18 protein-coding genes are annotated in these 22,721 nt (G+C 70.4%); 9 read left to right on the forward strand and 9 right to left on the reverse strand.

Annotated elements, in window-relative coordinates; genetic code table 11:
- Positions 1-207 precede the first annotated feature (207 nt).
- The 3 genes from CA984_RS20750 to CA984_RS20760 form a co-directional block, all read right to left on the reverse strand.
- On the reverse strand, positions 208-2,043 hold the full coding sequence (locus CA984_RS20750) for an urease subunit alpha (protein ID WP_086574869.1): 1,836 nt from the start codon (positions 2,041-2,043) through the stop codon (positions 208-210).
- On the reverse strand, positions 2,036-2,872 hold the full coding sequence (locus CA984_RS20755; RefSeq protein WP_341351723.1) for an urease subunit gamma: 837 nt from the start codon (positions 2,870-2,872) through the stop codon (positions 2,036-2,038). Before CA984_RS20755 ends, CA984_RS20750 begins: the two co-directional genes overlap by 8 nt.
- A 433-nt stretch (positions 2,873-3,305) precedes the next feature.
- The gene (locus tag CA984_RS20760; protein ID WP_086574873.1) at positions 3,306-6,665 is read right to left on the reverse strand and encodes a WD40 repeat domain-containing protein; all 3,360 of its coding nucleotides are present in this window, start codon (positions 6,663-6,665) and stop codon (positions 3,306-3,308) included.
- A gap of 109 nt (positions 6,666-6,774) precedes the next feature.
- On the opposite strand from CA984_RS20760, the gene CA984_RS48750 reads away from it, so the two are divergent.
- From CA984_RS48750 to CA984_RS20775, 3 genes are read left to right on the forward strand one after another with little or no spacing between them, the layout of a single operon-like run.
- Positions 6,775-7,179 carry a DUF6313 family protein gene (locus tag CA984_RS48750; RefSeq protein WP_086574875.1) on the forward strand — a complete coding sequence of 135 codons (405 nt, stop codon included), beginning with the start codon at positions 6,775-6,777 and terminating at the stop codon, positions 7,177-7,179.
- Positions 7,172-7,456 (forward strand): DUF6313 family protein, encoded by a 285-nt coding sequence (locus CA984_RS48755; protein ID WP_086574877.1) that lies wholly within the window; start codon positions 7,172-7,174, stop codon positions 7,454-7,456. Before CA984_RS48750 ends, CA984_RS48755 begins: the two co-directional genes overlap by 8 nt.
- Positions 7,435-8,436, forward strand: coding sequence for a hypothetical protein (locus CA984_RS20775; protein ID WP_133061724.1), 1,002 nt, complete (start codon positions 7,435-7,437; stop codon positions 8,434-8,436). Before CA984_RS48755 ends, CA984_RS20775 begins: the two co-directional genes overlap by 22 nt.
- Before the next feature lie 206 nt (positions 8,437-8,642).
- On the opposite strand, the gene fxlM is transcribed toward CA984_RS20775, so the two are convergent.
- On the reverse strand, positions 8,643-9,875 hold the full coding sequence (gene fxlM / locus CA984_RS20780; RefSeq protein ID WP_086574881.1) for a methyltransferase, FxLD system: 1,233 nt from the start codon (positions 9,873-9,875) through the stop codon (positions 8,643-8,645).
- Positions 9,876-10,405: 530 nt separating this feature from the next.
- On the opposite strand from fxlM, the gene CA984_RS20785 reads away from it, so the two are divergent.
- Positions 10,406-10,699, forward strand: a complete 294-nt coding sequence (locus CA984_RS20785) for a hypothetical protein (RefSeq protein WP_086574883.1) — start codon at positions 10,406-10,408, stop codon at positions 10,697-10,699.
- Positions 10,700-10,806: 107 nt separating this feature from the next.
- Complete coding sequence (locus tag CA984_RS20790; RefSeq protein ID WP_207620959.1) at positions 10,807-11,727, forward strand: serine protein kinase RIO; 921 nt, start codon at positions 10,807-10,809, stop codon at positions 11,725-11,727.
- On the opposite strand, the gene CA984_RS45525 is transcribed toward CA984_RS20790, so the two are convergent.
- Complete coding sequence (locus tag CA984_RS45525) at positions 11,711-11,995, reverse strand: hypothetical protein (protein WP_133061725.1); 285 nt, start codon at positions 11,993-11,995, stop codon at positions 11,711-11,713. The two genes, CA984_RS20790 and CA984_RS45525, sit on opposite strands and share 17 nt — an antisense overlap.
- A gap of 1,128 nt (positions 11,996-13,123) precedes the next feature.
- Between CA984_RS45525 and CA984_RS20800 the strand changes: the two genes are divergently transcribed.
- The 4 genes from CA984_RS20800 to CA984_RS20815 all read left to right on the forward strand — a co-directional run bounded on the left by CA984_RS20800 (position 13,124) and on the right by CA984_RS20815 (position 18,279).
- Positions 13,124-13,651 carry a PadR family transcriptional regulator gene (locus tag CA984_RS20800; RefSeq protein ID WP_086574913.1) on the forward strand — a complete coding sequence of 176 codons (528 nt, stop codon included), beginning with the start codon at positions 13,124-13,126 and terminating at the stop codon, positions 13,649-13,651.
- Complete coding sequence (locus CA984_RS20805) at positions 13,651-14,343, forward strand: ABC transporter ATP-binding protein (protein ID WP_086574887.1); 693 nt, start codon at positions 13,651-13,653, stop codon at positions 14,341-14,343. The genes CA984_RS20800 and CA984_RS20805 overlap by 1 nt, the downstream gene beginning before the upstream one ends.
- Positions 14,343-16,694, forward strand: a complete 2,352-nt coding sequence (locus CA984_RS20810; protein WP_086574889.1) for an ABC transporter permease — start codon at positions 14,343-14,345, stop codon at positions 16,692-16,694. Before CA984_RS20805 ends, CA984_RS20810 begins: the two co-directional genes overlap by 1 nt.
- 94 nt (positions 16,695-16,788) lie before the next feature.
- Complete coding sequence (locus tag CA984_RS20815) at positions 16,789-18,279, forward strand: alpha/beta hydrolase (RefSeq protein WP_086574891.1); 1,491 nt, start codon at positions 16,789-16,791, stop codon at positions 18,277-18,279.
- Positions 18,280-18,683: 404 nt separating this feature from the next.
- Here the strand turns inward: CA984_RS20815 and menC are convergent, their stop codons facing one another.
- From menC to CA984_RS47260, 4 genes are read right to left on the reverse strand one after another with little or no spacing between them, the layout of a single operon-like run.
- A complete protein-coding gene (gene menC, locus CA984_RS20820) occupies positions 18,684-19,781 on the reverse strand; it encodes an o-succinylbenzoate synthase (RefSeq protein ID WP_086574893.1) in 1,098 nt (365 codons plus the stop codon).
- Positions 19,778-20,542, reverse strand: coding sequence for a GNAT family N-acetyltransferase (locus CA984_RS20825; protein ID WP_242676073.1), 765 nt, complete (start codon positions 20,540-20,542; stop codon positions 19,778-19,780). Before CA984_RS20825 ends, menC begins: the two co-directional genes overlap by 4 nt.
- 55 nt (positions 20,543-20,597) lie before the next feature.
- Positions 20,598-22,175 (reverse strand): PucR family transcriptional regulator, encoded by a 1,578-nt coding sequence (locus CA984_RS20830; protein ID WP_086574897.1) that lies wholly within the window; start codon positions 22,173-22,175, stop codon positions 20,598-20,600.
- Positions 22,172-22,693, reverse strand: coding sequence for an amidohydrolase family protein (locus tag CA984_RS47260; protein WP_086574899.1), 522 nt, complete (start codon positions 22,691-22,693; stop codon positions 22,172-22,174). The genes CA984_RS20830 and CA984_RS47260 overlap by 4 nt, the downstream gene beginning before the upstream one ends.
- Positions 22,694-22,721: the final 28 nt, after the last annotated feature.

Genomic DNA, 22,721 nt, shown 5'->3' on the forward strand with positions numbered 1-22,721 from the left:
GGTGTGCAGCCGGCCACGGCAGAACTCCCGCAGGCTTGCCACGTCATGCACGCGCCCCGCCGTGACGGCCGCCTCGGCGCCGCCGGAGTGGGCGTGCCCACCGGCGGGGAAACGGCCGTCGGCCAGGACAAGCAGCGCGGCACGGCTCATCGGGCTCGCCTTTCCTGTGGTGGGGTCGTCGGCGGTGTGGCCTTGTCGGTGCGGTGGTCAGAACAGGAAGTACCGCTGCGCCATCGGCAGCTCGGTGGCGTGCTGGTGGTGGTCGATGATCTCGTCGTCGACCACCACCTGGTAGGTGTTGGGATCGATCTCGATGCGGGGGGTGGCGTCGTTGTGACGCATGTCCTTCTTGAAGATCTTGCGGGTGTCGCGGATGGGCCTGAACTGCTTGCTCACCTTCACCCGCTCAGGCAGGCCGGCCTCGATCGCCTGCGCGGTGACGAAGTTGACCGAGTTGGCGGCAGGGGCGCGGCCGGTGGCTCCCCACATCGGTCGGGGCAGGATCGGCTGCGGGGTGGTGATGGAGGCGTTGGCGTCGCCGACCTGGGCGTAGGCGATCTGACCACCCTTGATCACCCGGTGCGGCTTGACGCCGAAGAACTTCGGCTCCCACAGCACCAGGTCGGCCAGCCGGCCCACCTCGACCGAGCCGACCTCGTGGTCGATGCCGTGCGCGATGGCCGGGTTGATGGTGTATTTCGCGACGTAGCGGCGGGCCCGGTGGTTGTCGGCTCCATCGGCGCCGTCCTGGTCGCCTTCCAGGGGGCCGCGCCGCTGTCTCATCACGTGCGCCGTCTGCCACGTCCGCGTGATCACCTCGCCGATGCGGCCCATGGCCTGGGCGTCGGACGACATGATGGAGATGGCACCGAGGTCGTGCAGGACGTCCTCGGCGGCCATTGTGGCGGGCCGGATCCGCGAATCGGCGAAGGCCTGGTCCTCCGGCACCAGCGGGTTGAGGTGATGGCAGATCATCACCATGTCGATGTGCTCGGGGACCGTGTTGACGGTGTAGGGCCGGGTGGGGTTGGTGGAGGCGGGTAACACGTTGGGCAGGCCCGCCATTTTGATCATGTCCGGGGCGTGGCCGCCGCCCGCGCCCTCGACGTGGAAGACGTGGATCGGGTGGTCGCCGATGGTCGCGATGGTGTCCTCGACGGTGCCGGCCTCGTTCAGGGAGTCGGCGTGCAGGACGAGCTGGACACCGGTCGCCTGGCACACCTGCAGGCAGCGGCGCAGGACGGCGGGGGTGGCGCCCCAGTCCTCGTGGATCTTGAAGCCGACGATGCCCGCCTCCACCTGGTTGAACAGCGACTCCACCGACATCGTGTTGCCCTTGCCGAGCAGCCCGATGTTGACCGGGAAGGCGTCCAGCGCCTCGAACAGCCGGGCGATGTGCCAGGCGCCGGGCGTGATGGTGGTGGCGGTACTGCCCTCGGCCGGACCGGTGCCGCCGCCGATGAGCGTGGTGACACCGGAGGCGAGCGCCTCGTGAATCTGCTCGGGGCAGATGAAGTGCACATGGGTGTCCACGCCGCCCGCGGTGAGGATCTTGCCGTTGCCTGAGATGACCTCCGTCTCCGGGCCGATCACGAAGTCGGTGGCCGTGGCGTGCCCGTCGTGCAGCCGGTCCATGGTCTCGTCGTTGTAGGCCTTGCCGAGCGCGACGATCCGGCCGTCGCGGATGGCGACGTCGGCCTTGACCACACCCCAGTGGTCCAGGATGGCCGCGCCGGTGATGACCGTGTCGGGCGGCTCGGGTGCGCCGAACCTGGTGGAGTCGCGCGGTGCGCAGGACTGGCCCATCGATTCCCGGATCACTTTGCCGCCGCCGAAGATGACCTCGTTTCCGCTGCGGCCTGGGCCGCCGCACCAGTCCTCGGTGATCTCGATCCGCAGTCCGGTGTCCGCCAGGCGGATGCGATCCCCGACCGTCGGGCCGAACCGGTCGGCGTACTGCTCGCGGGTGAGCGGCTGATGCCGTTCATGGGCCGGGGGCTGGGACGCCGACGGCGCAGGCTCAGGCGCCGGGGACTCAAGCATGCAGTTCGCCTCCGACCTTGCCGTTCAGGCCTTCGATGACGCGCTTGCCCTCGATGGGCACCAGCTCGACCTCCAGCGGGCAGTTGGGTTCGAAACGCACCGAGCTGCCGGCGGGGATGTTCAGCCGTTTGCCGTAGGCGGCGTCGCGGTCGGGCTCGATGCCGAGCAGGGCGTTGGCCTCGTAGAAGTGATAGTGGGAGCCGACCTGGACGGGACGGTCGTCGGTGTTGGTGACCGTCACGGTCGTGACCTCGCGGCCGACGTTGAAGGCCACCGGGTCGGCGTCGCGAGGGTGGTCGATCTTCCCGGGGTGAAGCCGCGTGCCCTTCTTGGTCACCTGCGGGATGGGGTCGCGCAGGGTGACCATCTTGGTGCCGTCGGGGAAGGTGGCCTCGATCTGGAGGTCGCTGATCATTTCTGCGACGCCCTCCATCAGATCTTCACGGGTGAGCACGGGCGGGTCCGGCGGCTGCGGCATCGCCATGAGCTTCTCCACCGATGCGCCGTCCCGGGCCCCTTCGAGGACGTAGGCGGTCAGGATCGCGACCGCCTCCGGGTAGTTGAGCGCAACCCCCCGTTCCTTCCGCTTACGGGCCACGTCCGCGGCCACATGAATCATCAGACGTTCCTGTTCGTGCGGGGTCAGATGCACCCGCCACCTCACCTTCGCTGCGCCCCGGGCTCTGCCAGGGCCGTCCGCTCGCGTCAGGCGGGAACCGGCGCCCGCCCCTTTAAGATCAGCCCGCTGTTCACTGAACGTAGCTTCACGAATACCCAAAGTGAGGTGACGGAATGGTGAGGGGTTCATCACCCGTGACAGGGAATTCATTTTCCAGGCCACATCGCCCAGGCTCGCGCCAACCGTCCTCGCTGGAGGCGGGGCCGGAGCGTTCTCGGCTGATGAGACCAGCCTGAGCCGGATGGGCAGATGGGCCCGGCACTGGAGTCGTCGCCACCGAGGGGCGAGGTAGCTCGTCGTGACGACGGTGACGTTGGGCGGTTTGCAGAAATGGGAGTCCTGCGAGGGACGATCAGTGTCCGCCGCGTGTCTGATTCGTCGCGCAGCTCCGTTCTCATCACCTCTCGCACACCACTTCTCTCAGAACGGCCCCGCGCTGGGCGTCGTCCCCCGCACACCCGCCTGTACCGCCTGACCTGCTCCACCACGTAGACCCGGCCGATCGCCGGTGGGGCACGACGATCGGCGCCCTCGGCGTGTGCCTGAGGGTCTTGGACGGGCGCATCGAGACGACCCCGGGACTTCACGAGCCGGTTTTCGGAGCCGGCCAGCGGCAGGTGTCGGACAGGGAGAAGCGGGCGGTGAAGTCAGGCCAGCCTTCCGCGCGGGCCAGCGTGTGGTCGTTCCAGGTCGACGGTCCGAGGACGGAGCACAGGTCGGACACGGCCTGAGCGGGGTCAAGGTTCCACTCGCGGACGACGCCCCCGGTGTCGGCGCTCAGGAGCCTGCGCCCGTCGGGGCGGTAGGAGAGCGCCAGCACCCCGCCGGCATGCCCTCGCAGCGTCCCGATCTCCCGGTGCGTGACGGCGTCCATCAGCGTGATCGTCCGGTCGGTGCGGCCGATGGCGATCGTCCGGCCGTCAGGGGCGTACGCCACGGCGTTGGAGTCGACTCCTCCTGCCGTCACCTGCTCGCCGGCCCCCGTCCGGCTCCCCTCCTCGTAGATGGGTTTGAGGCTCCATTCGGTGATCCCCCCGTCGACGTCGGCGCTGATGACGGCTCGGCCGTCGGGCCGCACCGTGATGTCCCTGATCCGCTTGACGTAGCCGCCGTAGTTGGCCAGCTGGGCCCACTTCCCCTGCCCGTCCAGAGGGACGAGGACGACCGCGCCACCTGCCCCCGCGGCCATCAGCGTGTGCCCGTCGGGGCTGAAGGTCACCGCGGTGAGCGTGAGTGGCAGGCCCCCGTTCGACAGGTCGCCGCCGTCGAACCTGCGCAGCATCCGAAAGGTCCGTGCGTCCCAGAGGACGGCGTTGTCAGATCCGTCCCCGGTGACGATGGTCGTGCCGTCCCTGCTGAAGGCCACGGCGACGATGGGTTTGGTGTGCCATGCGAGGGTGGCCTTGGCCCGGCGGCTCGTCAGGTCCCAGACTCTCGCCCTGCCGTCGTTCCCCGCGCTGATCGCCGTCTTGCCGTCCGGGCTGATCGCGACCGCGCGCACACCGCCGCTGTGCGCGGGCACCTGAATCTCGCCCGAGGACCGCAGGGACGGATTCCACCAGCTGATCGTCCCGTCCCCGCCGCCCGAGACCGCGACCTGCCCGCGTCGCCCGAACGCGATGTCGTTGACGGCCGGGTTGGGTACGAGTGCCGCCCTCGACAGCCCGGTGTCGAGCAGGGTGACGGAGGTGCCGCCGTCGACGACGGCCAGCGTCTGGCCGTCCGGGCTGAAGGCCATGGCCTTGGGGTTCTCGTCGAAGCCTGAGATGGTCGCGATGGGGTTGCCGTTGGCGGCCGACCACAGCGTGATGGGCGGGCCGCCGAAGGACAGGTAGTCCGTGGTCGCGATGACGTCACCGGCGGGCCCGAACGCGCCTACCACGACGCGGCCCACCGGCAGCCACCCTTCGGCGCCCCACCCACTGGCGTCGATCGCGGACGTGGTCACCAGCATCCTGCCATCGGGACCGACGCTGACCTGGGAGGGACTGTAGCCCTTGTTGGGGAGTGTTCCGATCCTGCGCGTCTTCGGCAGGGACCGCGCGTCGAACGCCTCGATCCGCTTGCCCATGATCACCAGAACGTCGACGCCGGGCTGGAACAGGGCCGCGTACGCGCCCATCACCCGCAGGGTGGCCGCCGGCCTGTGCGTGCGGGTACGCCACAGCCGTACGGCGTCGCCTCCGACGCTGACCAGGAACCGCGAGTCCCTGCTGAAGGCGAGCGACCCCACCGCCTTGCCGTGACCGGTCAACGTCGCCAGCGACTTGCGTGTGGACCTGCTCCACAACCGGACCGTGCGGTCGTCGCCCGCGGTCGCGACCATGGAGCCGTCGGGGCTGAAGGCGACCGCGCGGACCGTGGCGGTGTGCCCGGCCAGGGTGGCCACCAACGTACGGCTGACCGTGCTCCACAGCCGGACCCGGCGGTCTTCACCGACGGTGGCCAGCACGCGCCCGTCCGGGCTGAAGGCGAGATGGGAGATGCCGACCCCGTGATGGGGCAGCCGGTCGTTGATGAGATGACCGTGCGCGGTGAACAGGGCGCCACGAGCCTCCGCCGAGGGTGCGGCCGTCCACGCGGCCAGGGCGAGTGTGATGGACTTGCGCGGCTTGGTGTCATAGTGGTCGAGCGACTGGGACGCGAGGACCCGGGAGAGCACCAGGTTGTCCTGCCGGAGCTTCTCCACGCGCTGCACCGCGTACATGCCACCGGTGGCGGCCGCCACGAGCACCGCCACGGACGCGGCCAGCACGAGCGTCCGCACCCGGTCCCACCGGTAGAGCCGGCGCCTGGCCTGCCTCACGTCGTCGACCCAGATGATGTGCTCTCCGTCGGGCACGTCCAGTTTGTTGGCGCGTGGAGCGACGACGGTGAGTCCCTTGGCCTTGGCGCAGGCGATCTTGGCGGGCAGCCCCCCGACCGCGGCCAGCCCGCCCCCTTCGGTGATGTCACCGGTGACGGCGTGGTCGCCGTACGGGTGGCGGAGCCAGCCGGACAGCGCCCGGCCGCGGGCGGCCAGACGGGAAGCCGCCAGCGCCCCCGGCACGGGTGGGCCGAGGAGCTCTCTCAGCAATATCGCGAAAGCCGCGCCCATGGAGCCTCCCGTGACGCGCCGGCCCCGGTGGCCGGTGATGCTCAGCTGCCAGAGCAGGCACGGCACGTTTCGCCGTTCCCGGGTCTGGAACTCCCACGCGTTGGTGAGCGCTCGCTGGAACTCCTGGTCCGCGCCGAACACGCTCATCGTCCGCGGATGAGGGAAGAGCCCTGGCGGCCCCTCGGGCAGGACCTCCATGCTCAGCGAACCGGTCAGCCCCTCCCCCGGTGCCGACGACTCGAACACCACGCCGATCTCCCGCCGCCTGACGGGCGCCGGGACGCCCCCGGCCAGCCAGAGGGCCTGCAACATGATCATGGATCCGGCCGGTCCCGGCGTGAGCAGATCAGCCATCCGATGCACGCCGGGGTGCCCGCCGAAACCCCGCACCTCGCCGAACGCTCGAGGTCGCGGCAGCGTGTGAGCCGCCGTCCAGGCGTCCACCACGCGGGCGAGCTGCCGGCGAACCTCCTCGTCGTCGGCCGTGCCGTACGCCCCTGCGACGAGTGCCGCCAGCCACGCCACGTGCAGCGCCCTGGTGGACTCCCGGCAGAGCGGGTCACCACCGGATCGCGGTTCCCCCTCTTCGATCCTCTCCAGCGACCAGCATCCGGAGGGTTCCCGCGCCCAGCCGAGCAGGAGCTGCGGACGCCGGGCAGCGGCGTCCCGGCAGGCGTCCATCCAGAGGGACTGCCCGATCAGCGCGTCCCACGCCTCGTGTGGCCCCAAGGCTTCGTCGGGATTGTCCGGAGTGCTCGCGTGCCGACGTTCCAGATCGAGGAGGCGGTCGAGCGCGGACTCCTTCGGGCGCCGGAGCCAGGAACGAAGGCGCTTCGCAGTCGACATCCCACCTCCACGAGAGGCTGCTCTCTCACGAATTCACGATAGGAAGTCCCGGGCGTCATGTCCTGCCGAACACCGTGATCACGTGCAGACCCGGCGTTATCATGCCGCTATGACCAAGCCGTCCGGCGAACGACACGGTGACGTCGACCTTCCCCCTCCCCCCGGAGAGCCCCTGCGTCATGGCGTCAGACGCTGGTGGCGCTCGCTGGAGAGGCACCACGGACTGCGCTACTGGCTGCCGACCCGCGGGGCTCCCATCCTTGCCGGCTTCGGCCTGCTGTTCGCCGTCAACGGCCTCACGATCGGCTGGCGGCGCGCCTACGACGTGACCATCGGCATCACGTCACCGGCCGACACCAGCGTCCCCGCCCTGGCCTGGTTCCTGTCCGTGGCTGGATGGCTGCTGGCTCCCGGCATAGCCGGGGCGGTGGCGGGGTACGTGGTCAGCGACGCGATCGGGGCACGAAGGACCAGGCCACTGGACGACTTCTTCCCCAAGGCCGGGGATGAGTGACCTCATCCCGCATCTTCGCGATCTGTGTTTCAGCCAGTGCGGCTTCGAAGTGCCGCCCGGCTTCGCGCAGGCGTATGTCAAGCTGCACGACAACGACTGGCTCCGGTCGCAGGATCATTGGGAACAGACGGTCCTGCGGGTCCTGAAGAGCAGGTCCGTCGAACCGCGGGCCGAGGGCAGCCGCGCGATGCGGCAGGCCGTGGCGATCGGGAGCGGGTTCCTGCACCACTCGCCGCTGCGCGAACGGTGCCCCCTGTGCCGGATCGAGCAGAGGTGATCATGATGGACGGCGAACGGACGTCTGACGGCTTCGAGCGGCTCTGCAGGGAGCTCCTCAGCGAGGCGTACCCCGAGATGGATGCCCGCTGGCTGGACGAGCAGACGGCGAGCGCGATGGCCGTGGCGGCCGACGCCGTCGTGGCGGCCGACCTCGCCGCCGACAGGGACCGGCGTGAGATCCGGACCGCCGTGAAGGAAGCACTGGACCGGCTGCGCAGCAGAGGGCTGTCGCCCGACGAACCGTCCGCCACGACAGCGGTGGGAGGCGTCGAGGTGGCCGTCACCGCCAGCGCGAGCGGCTCGCGCTACGCCATCACCTTCCAGGTGTCGTCACAGCGGCTCCCGGTCGATGAGCTGACAGGCCTGTGGCTCACGGCCAGGACGACCAGCCCCCACACGACGCTCCTGCCCGTTCGCCACCTGGCCGCGTTCGACGAGCGGGGTGCGGCCGGCTTCGCGAACGTCCGCGCCGGCCACTGGTCCTTCGAGACGTTGACACCCACCTGGGACGACACCATCGGCGTGTTTCCCATGCCCGCCGTCGAAAGGAGCGCCGTCGCCGCCGCGACCGGCTACTACGCGGTAGCCGCCCCGAACAAGGCGCTCTTCACCCTGGACGACCGCTCGGATGCCCGGCCCGCCCTGGAGATCACCGGGACCGTCGACGGCCCGCGCCTCATCCCGATCAGGTATCTCGATCATGACGGTGCGGCGCGCAGGTTGCTCGTGGCGATCGCTCCAGCCCGTACCGGCACGGCACGGTCCCGCACCGGCCTGCCCTCCTTCGCCCCTGGCACCCCGTGGGAAGTGGGCGACTACCAGGAGGCAGGTGTCCTCACCGCCGCCGATGCCCCGCTCGTCGCCGAGTCGCTCAGAGCGACCGACGACCGCGCGACCCTCCGCGCGTGGCGGGCACTGGCCGCAGACGCCCGCCCGGAGATCGGCTCGGCGATCGAAGCACTGCTCGGAGAGTCCTGAAGCGCGCAGAACGGCTCGCGGGAGACGGCGAGGAAGGCGAACGCGCCGAATGGGCCCCACTGGCCGAGGGCGGCGAGCACGAGCGCAAGGTCGTGCTGCCGGCGGTCGTCTACAGGTGCGAACTTCCGTGCGCCGTACGGCGGCCGCCGGGCCAGGGTGCTTCGCCCTTCAGGCCCTCCACGAAGGCCGGCGTGTCTGCTCGGCGGCTACGGCCAGGTCATGACCAGTTGGGTGTGCCGCTTGCGGAAGATCCGGCCGACCGCCGGTACGGGCGGGAGGGCCTCGGCGGGGTAGAGGATGAACCTCGGAGCGGTATGGGTTCGCCGGCCCCGGTCCCACACCTGAACGTGATCGTGAAGGTGGCGGGCGAGTTCGGCACCGGCGGGCCCGTACCCGCAGACGCCGAACTCCCACCGGTGCTCCGTCGCCTCCTGCGCCCGGGGCAGTTCGCGGATCGCGAGGTAGGCGAAACTGTCGGCGGTGATGAGCACGGGGCAATACCAGCCCATCGCCAACTTGACCATGCCGCAGTCGCGCTCCGGGTCCTGCCAGATCATGCCGAACCGATCATCTGCGGTTGCGATCCACAGGTGCATCGAGTCGAACGGCTCACCCCGGCCGACCGTGACGCCGGTCCACAGCTCGGCACGGTCGCCGGTCAAGGCCTGATCGAGCGCCGCGACGTCAAGGGCGGGTCCCTCTTCCAGCGTCAGCCTCACCGCACCATCGGCCAGGACCGCCTCTTGATCCGGGAGCGCCCCGGCTCCCTGCATCGCAACGAATCCGCACACCATGGGGTCCAAGCCGACGAAATGGTCGCCGTCCCGGACGAAGGTGAACGACCGGCTGACCGTGGAGAACCGCAGCGGCACCACCATCCGGCCGGCCGGGGCGAGCAGAGGCCCCCACGGGATATCCCAGACCCCCACAGTGACGATGATGGCGTCAAAGCCGCCCTCGGGCACGTGCTCAGCGGCGGCGTCCTCAGCATCACCCAGCACGACCCGCACACGCGAGTAACCGATCTCGGCCAGGAAACGCCCCGCCCGCTCGGCGACGAATGGGTCGATGTCAACCGAGACCACCAGACCAGAGGGGCCGACGATCTCAGCGATGAGCGCGGCGTTGTAGCCGCCCGATCCGATCTCCAAGACCTTCGCCCCGGGGAAAAGCCGAGCCGCTTCCAGCATCTCGGCCTGAAGCCAGGGCGCGCTGAGCGAACTGGTCGCCCTGCCCCCCGCGTCGCGCCTGGTGATGACCACGTCCTGGGGAGCGTAGGCGTCCGTGAGGGGCGCTTCGGGAGCGAACCTGTCGCGCGGAACCTTCGCGAAGGCCGCTTCGACCTCCGGTGAACGGATCGAACCCTGCTCGATCAGCGTCGCGACCATATCGGCGCGCAGACGTTCAGCGGACTCCGGTGACAGGGTGTCGGCGGTCATCGGCCAACGGTACTTCTCCGCTGAGGGCTGTACGGGGAATTCAGGAAGGTGTGGAGAGTCGCGCCCCTGGCCTGCCGAAGTCGGCTGACGCGGCCTGTCCCTGGACCGGAGGCGGGTCCCCGGCCGACGCGACCGCCGACAACGGATCGGCCATGAGGCGGCGCGGGATGCCTTGTCCTCAAGGCGGCAGGGCTTGACCTCTGCCCGCCAGGCATGAAGGCAGACCACTACCGTGAAGCCGTAGTCTTGAAGTGCCCCACTCGGACGGTCTGATCTGGCCTCGCACGGCTCCGCTGATGATCTCGGAACCTCGATGTCGGCCTGGATCGGCCCCACCCTGGGAGGTGGCGTCCGAAAGTCCGCGCGGGCTCGGGGCTTGAGCGGCAACCGATCGGTCAGTGACGTTAAGGAGCCCGGCAACCCCGTCGTTACGGGCCGTTCCGATGCGGGTGGAGTCGGCTGGGCGTAGATCTTGTAACAGTTTGATCGCTGTGGGTAGTCGGCTGGCTGTTGATCCTACTTTGCGAGCTATGCCGGTGGAGTTCTTGACTGATGAGGCGGCGGCGTATGGGCGGTTCGCGGGGCCGCCGTCGCAGGCTGATCTGGAGCGGGTGTTCTTCCTCGACCGGTTCACCGGCGCGGCGGCGTACGACGAACACCGCCGCCGGCTCGCCGCGTCGTGGGTCTGGCGGGAGCAGGTGCTGCCGGAACTGGGTCTGCCGATCCGCGAAGCCGATGCAGGAGCTCCGGCTGAGCCTGACCGCGCGGTCCCGGCTCCGGTAAATACGTTGCGGAGCCCGGAATGGGCGGGCATGCTGGGGTGACCGAGCGGCGGCGAACGCTGCCTGAACTAAGGAGGGCTGACGGATGGCCATTACTGCGCTGCGGCATGTCCGCATCAGTCCCACCTCTTTGTTCAGGAGCACACCCGTTGTCTTCCGAGTACGAACTCTCTGATTCCTACTCCGACCTCGACTCCCGCTGGTCCGATTTCACCGGTGACGAGCCCCGGCCAGATCCGGCCGACGCCTTCGTCTTCGAGTTCCATTCGGTTGACGAGGAGCTGGGCCCGGATCAGCGGTGGTCCACCTGGCTGGACGTCGAGCGCGGCTCTCGCGGCCCGGAACCACGCCCCTCGTGGGTCGTCACGGAACAGGCTGCGATCGACACCGAGCTCGGCATCCTCAAAACCGGCAAGGAAGCCGACGTCTTCCTGCTCGAACGGGCCGTCGAAGCCATCGGCGACAACCCGGCGAAGTCCTCGCTGCTGGCCGCGAAACGGTACCGCACCGAGGAACACCGGTCCTTCCACCGCAGTACGTCGTACGTCGAAGGCCGCCGTACCCGCAACAGCCGCGACAGCCGGGCGATGGCGAAGAAGACCTCGCACGGCCGCAGTGTCGCGGCCGGTCAGTGGGCGTACGCCGAATGGGACGCCCTCAACCGGTTGTGGAAGGCCGGCGTCCCGGTGCCGTATCCCGTGCAGGTGGACGGCACCGAACTGCTGATGGAGTTCATCGACGACGGCGAGGGCGGTGCCGCGCCCCGGCTCGCCCAGGTCCGGCCGTCGAAGGAGCTGCTCGGTGTGTACTTCGATCAGCTCCGCAACGGCATGCGTGAACTGGCCCGCGCGGGGCTCGCGCACGGCGACCTCTCGCCGTACAACGTCCTCGCGCAGGCCGAGCGGATCGTGATGATCGACCTGCCCCAGGTCATCGACATCGTGGGCAACCCGAAGGGCATGGACTTCCTGATGCGCGACTGCCACAACATGGCCACGTGGTTCACGAACCGCGGGCTCGAGATCGACGAACAGGAGCTGTTCGCCGACCTGCTCACGATGGTGTTCTGATCGCCTTCTGCAGAACGCGGTCGAAGCAGACCACCGAGGACCTGGCCTCCGCTCCGCTCGCCATCTGATCGGGGTCGTCGAGGGCCTCCGTTGGCCCCTCCTGTTCGGCGTCTACACCGGCGTCGAGGCCCTCGCCGTCCTCGACGCCTACCTCGGCCTGATCTTCACCGCCTGACGACCACGTCGCTTTCCGCATCGGAACGGCCAGTGACGATGAGACGAGCCGGCCAGGCTCCTTAACGTCACTGGCCGTTCGGGTGCTGCTCAAGGGCCGACTCCAACGCCGTGGTCCGATGCGAGGGCGTTGCCCCCTGCACGACGCCGACCCCCGGCGCCCGCTGGGCGGGCGATGCTCTCGCCCGGCAGGGGTTCGAAGACGGCAGTCCCCGAGTCCACAGACCGAACTGAATCCGATGCCCTTGATCGGTTTCAGGTGGGGCCAGATCAAGGTTCTGGCGCACGTTTCGTGAAACCAGGAGATCCGGGTGACCAAGATGTGTCCTGCTGGTCTTTCTGCACAGGTCACGGTGGTCCGCCTGTGAGGCCGGAGGAGTCCTTCACGGAATGTGCGTCAGAGCCCGGATGGAACCGTCATAGCCAGCGTGGCTATGACGGTGAATCCGAGAGTCTGCGCGCGCAGCTGGACATCGCCCGGACCGCCTACGAGCGGTTGACCAGGTCACTCGTCGCGCTGCCGGGCAGGCCAGAGACAAAGGGCACTCTCCGCAGGAGCTGGAGGTGGGCTTCCGATCCGAACTCGCCGATGTCTTGTCCCAGGTCCTGCTCATGGCACGGCATCACGGAGTCGATCTGGAGGCGGAAGTTGAGCGGAAATGGATGCCATGGCATCCCGACCAGCTCCCCGCACAGAGCGGGAGCCGAGCGGCCGGCACAGTGCTCAGCGAAGACGCGGTATAGGGCGACGATGGCCGAGGTGAAGGGGTCCCGCGGGAAACAACGAACGTGCAGGTCAGCGGCCCGTCTCCCAGACTGTACTCGACGGCCCTCACTGTGGCTTTAACCTGCATGTCCATCGAAAATCTCCCCCGCACTACCGCAACCCCTACAGGCGGACTCAAGGGATATCCCTCAGCTACGGGCCGGGCGGGAGCGGCCGCTGTCTGTTCCATGCCGCTCCGGGGCCGATCACCGATGGGTCGTGCGGTGAAGGCGGCGCGTTTGTCGAGGACTTCGGCGCGTTCGCGGAGTTGGATGGCGTGCTCGTCGGTGCGGATGATGTTGCCGCAGCCGGGGGCACAGCGGTCGAGGGTGAGGGACGGGCCCGCGGATTCGACGGTCGGTCCGGTGGTGCCGCGCGGCGTCAGCTCAGTGGTGCGAGATCGGTTCCGAACCAGACTAAACATTGAGTGTATAGATGATGTGTATAGTGATCGGCATGTCAGTTGGCTTTGCTCTTTTAGGCTTGTTGGAGTCCGGTCCCCGTCACGGTTACGACCTGAAGCGCTCCTACGACGAACGGTTCGGCCAGGGCCGGGCACTGCACTACGGCCAGGTCTACGCGACCCTCGCGCGGCTGCTGAAGAACGGCCTCGTGGAGGTGGAGTCCGAACCGGGCGGCGGCCCGGACCGCAAGCGGTACGCGATCACCTCGGCCGGCGTCACCGACGTGGCCAGCTGGCTGACCCAGCCGGAGAAGCCCGAGCCGTACCTGCAGAGCACCCTCTACACCAAGGTCGTCCTGGCCCTGCTCACCGGCCGGGACGCCGCCGACCTGCTGGACACCCAGCGCACCGAGCACCTGCGGCTGATGCGTGAGCTGACCCGCCGCAAGAGCGTCGGCGACCTGGCCGACCAGCTCATCTGCGACCACGCCCTGTTCCACCTGGAGGCCGACCTGCGCTGGCTCGAACTGACCGCGGCCAGGCTGGACCAGCTCGGCGACCAGGTGCGGGGGGACGCGTGATGAGCCGCCCGACCCCGAACGCGCCGCTGCTGGTCGCGGAGAACCTTGTCAAGAGCTTCGGTGTCACCCCGGCCCTGGACGGCGCCTCGCTGCAGGTGCACTCCGGGGAGGTGCTGGCACTGCTGGGGTCGTCCGGCTCCGGCAAGTCCACGCTGCTGCACTGCCTGGCCGGGATCCTCACCCCCGACTCCGGCCGGGTGAGCTACGCCGGTCAGGACATGGCGGCCTTGTCGGACGCGCGGCGCAGTGCGCTGCGCCGCACCGAGTTCGGTTTCGTGTTCCAGTTCGGGCAGCTGGTACCGGAGCTGACCTGCCTGGAGAACGTGGCGCTGCCGTTGCGGCTGGCCGGGATGCGGCGGCGGGAGGCGACCCGGCGGGCGGCCGGCCTGCTGGAGCGGCTGGAAGTCGCGGATGTGGCGGACAAGCGGCCCGGCCAGGCGTCCGGCGGGCAGGGCCAGCGGGTGGCGGTGGCCCGCGCGCTGGTCACCGGGCCTCGGGTGATCTTCGCCGACGAGCCGACGGGAGCGTTGGACTCGCTCAACGGGGAGCGGGTGATGCAGCTGTTCATCGCGGCGGCCCGGGAGACCGGCGCGGCGGTGGTGCTGGTCACCCACGAGGCGCGGGTCGCCGCGTACTCCGACCGGGAGGCCACGGTCCGTGACGGCCGTGTCCGCGAGCAGGAGTACGTCTGATGAGCGCGGGCGGTGCGCCGCGGCGTGGTGCCTTCGCGCGGTGGGTCGGCGAGCCGGCGTTGGGGATGCGGTTGAGCGTGGCGGGCGGCCGTTCGGGCTGGGCCCGGCTCGTGATGATCGCGCTCGGGGTGGGGCTCGGGGTGGCGACGCTGCTCATCGCCGCCAGCCTCCCGACCGTGGTGGCGGCCCGCGACGCCCGGCTCGCCGCCCGTGACGTGGACTGGACGCAGTCGATGCCCAGCGGCGCCGGAACCTTGCTCATCGACAGAGCGGACACGCAGTACCGAGACAGGGAGATCTACGGACGGCTGGTGCAGTTCGAGGGGGAGCTGGCGCCGCTGCCGCCGGGGGTGTCCCGGCGGCTTGCCTCCGGCGAGATGGCGGCTTCGCCTGCCCTGGCCCGGCTGCTCGCCACTGACGAGGGGGCGCTGCTGCGCGGCCGTTGGGACGCACGCGTGGTCGGCACTATCGGTGCGGAAGGACTGGCCGGTCCCGGCGAGTACGCCTTCTACCTGGGCACCGACCGGCTCACCGAAGGCTCCGCCAGCCGGGTGCGGTCGTTCGGCAGGTGGGACCTCGACGAGGGAGTGCCACCGGTGCTGATGCTGCTGGGAGTGGTCGGGCTGGTCGTGCTGCTGCTGCCGGTGGCGGTCTTCGTGACCACCGCGGTGCGCTTCGGCGGCGAGGCTCGTGACCGCCGGCTGGCCGCACTGCGGCTGGTCGGCGCGGACGCCGCCATGACCCGGCGGATCGCCGCCGGGGAGACCCTGGCCGGCGCCCTGCTGGGGCTGGCCGTCGGCGGGCTGTTCTACGTCGCCGTACGCGTGCCGGCCGCATGGATGCTCCCGGCCGGCATGAGCTTCTACCCTGCCGACTTCCGGCCGGTCCCGGCCCTGGTGGTGCTGGTGGTCGCGATGGTGCCGGTCACGGCGGTGCTGGTGACGCTGTCCGCGCTGCGGCGGGTGGTGGTCGAGCCGCTCGGCGTGGTCAGGCTCAGTGGTGACCGCCGCCGACGGCTGTGGTGGAGGCTGATCCTGCCCGCGGCCGGACTGGTCCTGCTGTACCCGTTGCGCAGCGGACTCTCCGAGCAGGCGACGGGGTTCGAATTCCAGGTCATGGCGGGGGTGGCGGCCCTGCTGGTCGGCATGGCCCTGTTGCTGCCCTGGGTGGTGGAGGCGACGGTCCGCCGGTTGGGGGGCGGAGGCGTCGCCTGGCAGTTGGCGGTTCGCCGGTTGCAGCTGGACAGCGGCACCGCGGTGCGGGCAGTGTCCGGCATCGCCGTCGCGGTCGCCGGCGTGATCGCGTTGCAGGGGCTGCTCGCCGCCGTCCAGGCCCAGAACACCGCAGAGAACCGGCGCGACACCGGCCGCTTCCAGGCCGAGGTGTTCCCCACATCCAGACTCGGGGAGTCCGGCGTCGGCTGGGCGACCGAGCTGAGACGCTGGGAGGCCGCGTTGGACAACGCCCCCGGCGTCCGTGCCGCCGACGCCGTGACATCGGTGAAGGCTGTCCCAGCCGGATCCGCCGCCGCACCGGACGCCTTCACCAATCTGCTGGTCGGAGACTGCGCCGTGCTGCGGCAGGAGGCYCAGCTCGGCGCCTGCGCCGACGGCGACACGTTCGTCGTCGTCTCGCCGGCCGCGCCACCCCGCCCCGGTACCACCTACACCCTCGGCGAGGCCACGAAGACGGCAACCGGGCGGCTTCCGCGGTGGCCCCTGCCCGCCACGGTCCGCACCGTCCAGCCGCACCCCGGGCCCCTCCAGCCGACGGTCGCGACTGTCCTGGCCACCCCCGCGGCGCTGCGCGGCAGCCGGCCCACCCCGTCCRGCGTCACGCACTACGTGACGCTGGACCCGGCCGACCCCGACGCCATCGACCGGCTCCGCAACGCCGTCGCCCGGGTGAACCCGACCGCCCACGTCCAGCTGATCGAGTCACGGGCACTCGACAGCGCCCTGGTGACCATCAGGCAGGTGCTCCTCGCCGGCGCCACCGCGCTGCTGCTGCTCATCGGCGCCAGCCTGCTGGTCAACATCGCCGAGCAACTCCGCGAGCGGCGCCGGCTGCTCGCCGTGCTCGTCGCCTTCGGCACCCGCCGCAACACCCTGAGCGGATCGGTCCTCCACCAGATCGCCATTCCGATCATGCTCGGCCTCACCCTGGCCGTTCTGACCGGCACCGGGCTGTCGGTGATCCTGCAGGCCGCCGCCGGCGCCTCGATCCGGCTCGACTGGATCGGCATCGGCGCCACCTCCGGCGCCGCCGCCCTGGTCGTCCTGCTGACCACCGTGGCCAGCCTGCCGCTGCTGTGGCGACTGACCAAACCAGGTGGACTGCGCAGTGAATAGAACCCACGACACCCACAACCCGTCGACGCCCCGCCCGCGTCGCCGGTATGCCGAGCCGGTACCGCCGGCACCGGCCAGAACGAGAAGGCATGGCATGAGACGACACGTCTGGGTCGGCACGGTGCTCACCGCGTTGGTGACCGGTACGGCGCTCGGCATCACGCCGGTGCGCGCGGACTCGCAGGGCGAGCCGCGTTCGGCGACGAAGGGCGTCGGCTGGAAGCCGTGTCCGGACACGCCGGCGGTGGAGTGCGGCAGCGTGACCGTGCCGATCGACTGGTCCCGGCCGGACGGACCGGCGATCGAGATAGCACTCGCCCGGCGGAAGGCCACAGACCCGAGCGCACGCATCGGCTCCATCCTGATCAACCCGGGCGGCCCCGGAGCGTCAGGCGTGGCGGACGTCCAGGCGGACGGCATAGGCGGCAGCTTCTCCGCCGGCGTGCGCCGCCGCTTCGACGTCGTCGGGTTCGACCCCCGGGGCGTGGGCCGCAGCCACCTGATCCGGTGCCGGCCGACGACGTTGCGGCCCTCCGACGTGCTGCCCACTACGGCGGAGCAGTTCCGCCGCCTCCGCGAGCTCAACCGGGCGTACGGCGACGGCTGCCGGAAGCTGAGCGGGCCGCTGGTCGGCTTCGTGGACAACAAGAGCGTCATCCGGGACATGGACGCGATCCGGGCCGCTCTCGGCGAGCGCGAGCTGACCTACTACGGCAACTCGTACGGCACCCTGATGGGCCAGCAGTACGCCCAGATGTTCCCGCACCGGGTCCGTGCGATGGTGCTCGACAGCACCATGGACCACAGCCAGGCCACGACGTGGAGTTTTCTGCGCAGTGAGGCGAAGGCCGTGCAGGAGAGCTTCGACCAGTACGTGGCGTGGTGCCGGCGCTCGACCGACTGCGCGCTGCACGGCAAGGACGTCCGCCGCGTCTTCGCCGAGCTGTACGCCAGAGCCGAACGGGGGAAGCTGATCGATCCGCGTACGACGATGAAGATCAGCCTCATCGAACTGCTCCTCGACACCCAATACGCCTTCCTCGGCCCGTACTGGAAGTCGTTGTCGGAGGATCAGGCGAAACTGCTGGCGAGCAAGCCGGAGCCGGCGGTCACCGCCCCGTCGAAGCAGGTCTCGGAGAAGCCGGTCGAGGACCCGGCCACGCCCATCTTCTGCCAGGACTGGAGAGTGCCGGTCCGCAACGTCGACGAGGTGCAGGCGTACCGCCGAAAACTCGCTCAGGTGGCGCCGGACATGAAACTGCCCGCGCAGGCCTGGGCCTCGACCATGACGTGCGTCGGCTGGCCGGACCGGGCGCGCAACCCGCAGGAGCCGCTGCGGTGGAAGGGCGTGCCCCCGGTGCTGATGCTCAACAGCCGGTACGACCCGGTCACACCGTACGAGTGGGCCCAGAACGTTGCGCGCCAGCCGAGTGCGGTGCTGCTGACCTACGACGGGTGGGGCCATGGGGTGTACTCGATGGACAGCGGCTGCGTCACCGCGGCGACCGAGCGATACCTGATCGACCTGCGGACGCCGGCGCGCGGTGCGCACTGCCCTGCCATCAAGCCGCCGCCCGGCCGTTGACCCGGCTCGGCGTAGCAGGCGCTTGAAGCCCAGCCCGCACGCCAAGCTCGCAGGACCCACCTTCCAGGAGTGGCTCGACACCCAACCCTGAGCCGGCCGTACGGCACGGCCTCGCCCTTGTTCTTGGGATTCCACGGCCCGGAGCTTCGAGGACAAGGGCTTCCTCCGAGCCTTGCCCTCGGGACTCATCGGGGCCTCAGATACACGGTCCGATCTCCTTGGGCGCCGCCCTACCGCCACATAATCCCAGGTCGAGGAGGTGATGAACTGCTGCAACCGCTCGGCCGTCGTCGCCGAGGCCGCATCGCGCGGGCAGGTCGGGTTGGACTCTACCTCCGAGGCTCGATCATGTGGCTGAAACTTCTCACCTCAACCACATGATCCGAACTCTGGACAGCTCTTGGTCAGCTGGGCGACACCGTGAGGGATTCCAGGGCCTCGGGGTCGAGCTGGACGCCGAGGCCGGGGGCAGTGGGTACGCGGATCGAGTCGCCCTCCAGCACGAAGGGCGCGGTGATGTCGCTGGCGTAGTAGCGAGCGGTGGCGGAGATGTCGCCCGGCAGTGTGAAGCCTGGCAGCGAGGCCAGGGCGAGGTTGGCGGCGCGGCCGAGGCCGGTCTCCAGCATGCCGCCGCACCAGACGGGCACCCCGTTGGCTTGGGCCAGGTCGTGGATGCGGCGGGCCTCCAGGTAGCCGCCGACCCGCCCGGGTTTGATATTGATGATCGAGCAGGCGCGGGCCCGCAGGGCGGCCGCCGCGTCACGGGCCGAGGTGATCGACTCGTCGAGGCAGATCGGGGTGTCCATGCGCGCGGCCAGGTCGGCGTGGGCCTGGAGGTCGTCGGGGGCGAAAGGCTGCTCCAGGAGCGCCAGGCCGAAAGCGTCAAGCCTGGTCAGGTGACGGGCGTCGGCGGGGGCGTAGGCGGTGTTGGCGTCCACGGTGAGCATCAGGTCGGCGCCGAACGTCTCGCGCACCAGACGGACCGGCTCGAGGTCCCAGCCGGGCTCGATCTTGAGTTTGATCCGCGCGTATCCGGCGCTGACGTGCCGGTCGACAGTGTCGAGGAGGGCGTCGAGGCTATCGGCGATCCCCACTGAGACGCCCACGCGCACGCTCTGCCGTACCCCTCCGAGGTGGACGGCGAGCGGTGTCTCCCGCGACCTCAGCACGGCGTCCAAGACGGCCATCTCGACCGCCGCCTTGGCCATGGGGTGGCCGCGGAAGTGAGCGAGCGCGGGCGCGACGCCCGCGGGGTCGAGGTCGGGTACGGCACGCAGCGCGGGCGCGAAGAAGCGGGTGATGATGTCGGCGGCCCCCTGAAGGTACTCGGGGCTGTAGGTGGGCTCGTCATCGGCCACGCACTCGCCCCAGCCCTCCTCGCCGTCGGCGCCGCGTACCCGCACCAGCAGGGCGTTGCGCACGGTCTGGGTGCCGAGCGAGGTGCGGAAGGGGCTGATCAGCGGGAGCGCGACCGTTCGCACGGAGAAGTCGGTGAGTATCACGCTGCACGCTCCAGGACATACCACCCGTCGGGGGTGAAGCCGGTGATGCGGTAGCCCTCAGCCAGCGCGCCGCCCAGGGCCTCGCGCTGCGCGGCCCGCCAGTCCCGTGCCGCGCTGGGCTCCTGGCGGCGCATCCGTTCGACGTCGGCGGGGGTCGCGCATTTCAGTACGGCGGAGCCGCCCGGACCGGTCACCCGGCCGGAGGTGTCAAGGATCACTCGTGCCTCACTGGTGTCAGAGGATTCGGCCCGCGTGCCGTCCACGGGCCATTCGGCGAACAGGCGGTCCGACACGTCGCCGTCGTTTATCCCGTCGGTCATCGGGCCGTAGAAGTCGGTCAGGTAGCGCTCGGCCCGCGCGCCCAGGCGGCTGAGGTTGAAGTAGGCGTTACGGCGTACAAGCGGGTCGAAGGTCCAGGAGATCGAGCGGAGCCCGCGCTCGGCCGCCCACCTGCGCTGATGCTCCTTGATCGCCCGTCCGACCCCCCGCCCCTGCACTTCTGGGGCGACGCCGGCCACATGGGAGTGCAGGCTCTCCCCCGCCGCCAGGAAGCCGGCCGCCGCCCCGACGAGTTCCTCGCCGAGGAAGGCCCCGGCGACATAGCCGCCGGTGTGGGCCAGGGCGCACATGATGTCCAGGGCGACGGGAGGGTCTTCGCCGTCCTGGGTGCTCCACACGCGGCGCAGCAGCCGGTCGGCTGCCTGGATCTGAGGGGTGCCGTGCAACGGGACGACGCGCACCTTGGTGAGGGTTTCGACCATGGGCCCCAGCATCCCGCCACGACCGGGGCTCGGGCGTTGGCGTGGAAGCCGAAATTCATCCGTCCCCGTTTGTGCCCGGGCGCAGTGCGGCCGCGTGGAGCCGCAGTTGCAGCGCCAGGACCAGCCGGACGTCGGGGTCGTCCAGGGCGATGAGCTCGCCGATCCTGCGCAGGCGGTAGCGCAGGGTGTTGGGGTGCAGCGACAGCGCCTCGGCCGCTCTGGGCACGTCGTAGTGCTTCGCCGCCCACACCCGCAGGCTGCGCACCCATTCGGTGCCGTGACTGGCGTCGTGCTCGACCAGCACCGACAGTGGTTCGCCGGCGTGGACGGGCGTGGCGCGCATGGAGACCGCCAGTTCCTGCAGGTACAGCGCCGCCGACAGCTCCGCGTGCCCACCGACCCTGCCGGTGGCGAACGGCCCGCACATCACACGCAACGCCTCCTCGGCCTGGCGGGCGCTGAGCGGCGCCTGGACCACGGAGGGCACGGTCCTGCCGATCCCGGCCCGCCACCGGCCGCCAAGCCGTTCCTCGATCTGGCCGAGCATTCCAGCGGTGATCCTGCGCAGGACGGGCCCGGTGGAGTCGGCGGCCACGACCGCGTAGGCGCGGCCGCCGACCGCGCCCACCACACCCCTCATGCGGTAGGCGCGGTAAGCGGTGCGCAGGAGATCTCCGGCGTGGCCCGCGGCGAAGACGTCACCGTCACCCGATCCGATGGCCACGACGACGACCGGCTCCCCCGGGTCGAGGCCGAAGGAGGTGGCCAGCTCGCCCACCGGGCCGACGCCGCGCAGCAGCCAGCCGAGCCACTCGTCCCTGGTCCTGCGCGCCTCGTCGGCGGCCAGGTTGAGCCTGGCCAGATGCGGGGCGGCGTTTCTGGCGGCCTCGGCCAGGATCTGAGGCGTGTCGGATGCGAGCGGAACGTCGGCCTCGATGACCCAGATGGTGCCGAGCGCCTCGCCCTCGGCCCGGACCGCTATGGCCAGCCGAGGCAGGTACTCGCGGGGGTCGTAGCTCCAGACGGCTGCGTCGGAGCGCAGGACGGCGGCGTACTCCTCGGCGTGGGTCGGGTGCTCGGGGACCCTGCGGCCCAGGATCCCCTCTCTGCGCAGGTCGTCGATCCGCTGCCCGTCGACCGTGGAGTAGGCCAGGACGCGCATGGCCAGGTCCTCGATGGTCACGGCTCCGCCGACGCGCGCCGCCACCTGGTTGGCCAGGGCGAACAGGTCGGCCGCCGTCGTCTCGCCCAGATCGGAGGCAGGGGCGACGATGGCCAGGAGGGCGTCTACCAGGGTGTAGAGCTGACCCCATGCCAGGCCGGGAGCGGCCGCCAGCAGCGCGATCCCCGCGGCACCGGCGACCTCCTCCAGAGCCGCAAGATTCACCGGGCCTCGGACCACGACGGCGGCGACCCCGGCGGCGGCGGCCTGCTGGACGTCGGCCGGGTCGGGGCGGCCGGTCACCAGGAGCAGCGCGCCCTCGACCGGGGCGACGAGCGACTCACCCGCGCCGTGAATGACGGGTGCGCCGACCAGCGTCTGCCTGCCGCCGGGCAGGCAGATCGCGGTGACGGCGTCGGGGCCGAGGCTGTCGAGCAGCATGCCGAGCGTGACACGTCCGTTGGCGCTCACCGGCGCAACACCCGCCCATGCCGTCCGCCGGTGAACTCGCCGCCCTCGACCACGGGGTGACCGGCCGGGAACACGTGCGTGACGCCCACGGGGGCAACGTCAGGAACCTCATAGGTGCCGTCGTGCCTGATGGCCACGGGGTCGAAGACGCAGACGTCGGCCACGGCCCCCGTCCCGAGCCACCCCCGGTCGGCCGGTCCGAACTGGGCGGCCGTGGCCGAGGTGACCTTGCGGATGGCCTCCGGCATCGGCACGACCCCGCGCTCGCGGACGTAGGTCCCGAGGAAGACGGGGAACGTGCCGAACGTGCGCGTGTGGTTGGGCCCGACGGAGTGGCTGTGCGGGTCGACGAAGCCGGGCGCGACGATGAGCCCGTCCGCGTCGATGACGCGGGCGGCCGGCCCTGGCTCGCGCCCGATCGCGACGATCCGCCCACCGCTGACGGCCACATCGGCGGTACGGCCGGCCGAGCCGAACCCGTCGTGGACGGTGCCCGCACGCAGGATGAGGTCGTGCATGGAGGAAGCCTTTCCTGAGGTGACCGAG

The organism is Streptosporangium minutum, from assembly GCF_002149035.1.
In the GTDB taxonomy this organism is placed as follows: domain Bacteria; phylum Actinomycetota; class Actinomycetes; order Streptosporangiales; family Streptosporangiaceae; genus Streptosporangium; species Streptosporangium minutum.

Coding starts and splice junctions, on each gene's coding strand:
- CA984_RS20750 (WP_086574869.1), bottom strand. CDS start 2,043: ATGCTTGAGTCCCCGGCGCCTGAGCCTGCGCCGTCGGCGTCCCAGCCC.
- CA984_RS20755 (WP_341351723.1), bottom strand. CDS start 2,872: ATGAATTCCCTGTCACGGGTGATGAACCCCTCACCATTCCGTCACCTC.
- CA984_RS20760 (WP_086574873.1), bottom strand. CDS start 6,665: ATGTCGACTGCGAAGCGCCTTCGTTCCTGGCTCCGGCGCCCGAAGGAG.
- CA984_RS48750 (WP_086574875.1), top strand. CDS start 6,775: ATGACCAAGCCGTCCGGCGAACGACACGGTGACGTCGACCTTCCCCCT.
- CA984_RS48755 (WP_086574877.1), top strand. CDS start 7,172: ATGAGTGACCTCATCCCGCATCTTCGCGATCTGTGTTTCAGCCAGTGC.
- fxlM (WP_086574881.1), bottom strand. CDS start 9,875: ATGACCGCCGACACCCTGTCACCGGAGTCCGCTGAACGTCTGCGCGCC.
- CA984_RS20785 (WP_086574883.1), top strand. CDS start 10,406: ATGCCGGTGGAGTTCTTGACTGATGAGGCGGCGGCGTATGGGCGGTTC.
- CA984_RS20800 (WP_086574913.1), top strand. CDS start 13,124: ATGTCAGTTGGCTTTGCTCTTTTAGGCTTGTTGGAGTCCGGTCCCCGT.
- CA984_RS20805 (WP_086574887.1), top strand. CDS start 13,651: ATGAGCCGCCCGACCCCGAACGCGCCGCTGCTGGTCGCGGAGAACCTT.
- CA984_RS20815 (WP_086574891.1), top strand. CDS start 16,789: ATGAGACGACACGTCTGGGTCGGCACGGTGCTCACCGCGTTGGTGACC.
- CA984_RS20825 (WP_242676073.1), bottom strand. CDS start 20,542: ATGGTCGAAACCCTCACCAAGGTGCGCGTCGTCCCGTTGCACGGCACC.
- CA984_RS47260 (WP_086574899.1), bottom strand. CDS start 22,693: ATGCACGACCTCATCCTGCGTGCGGGCACCGTCCACGACGGGTTCGGC.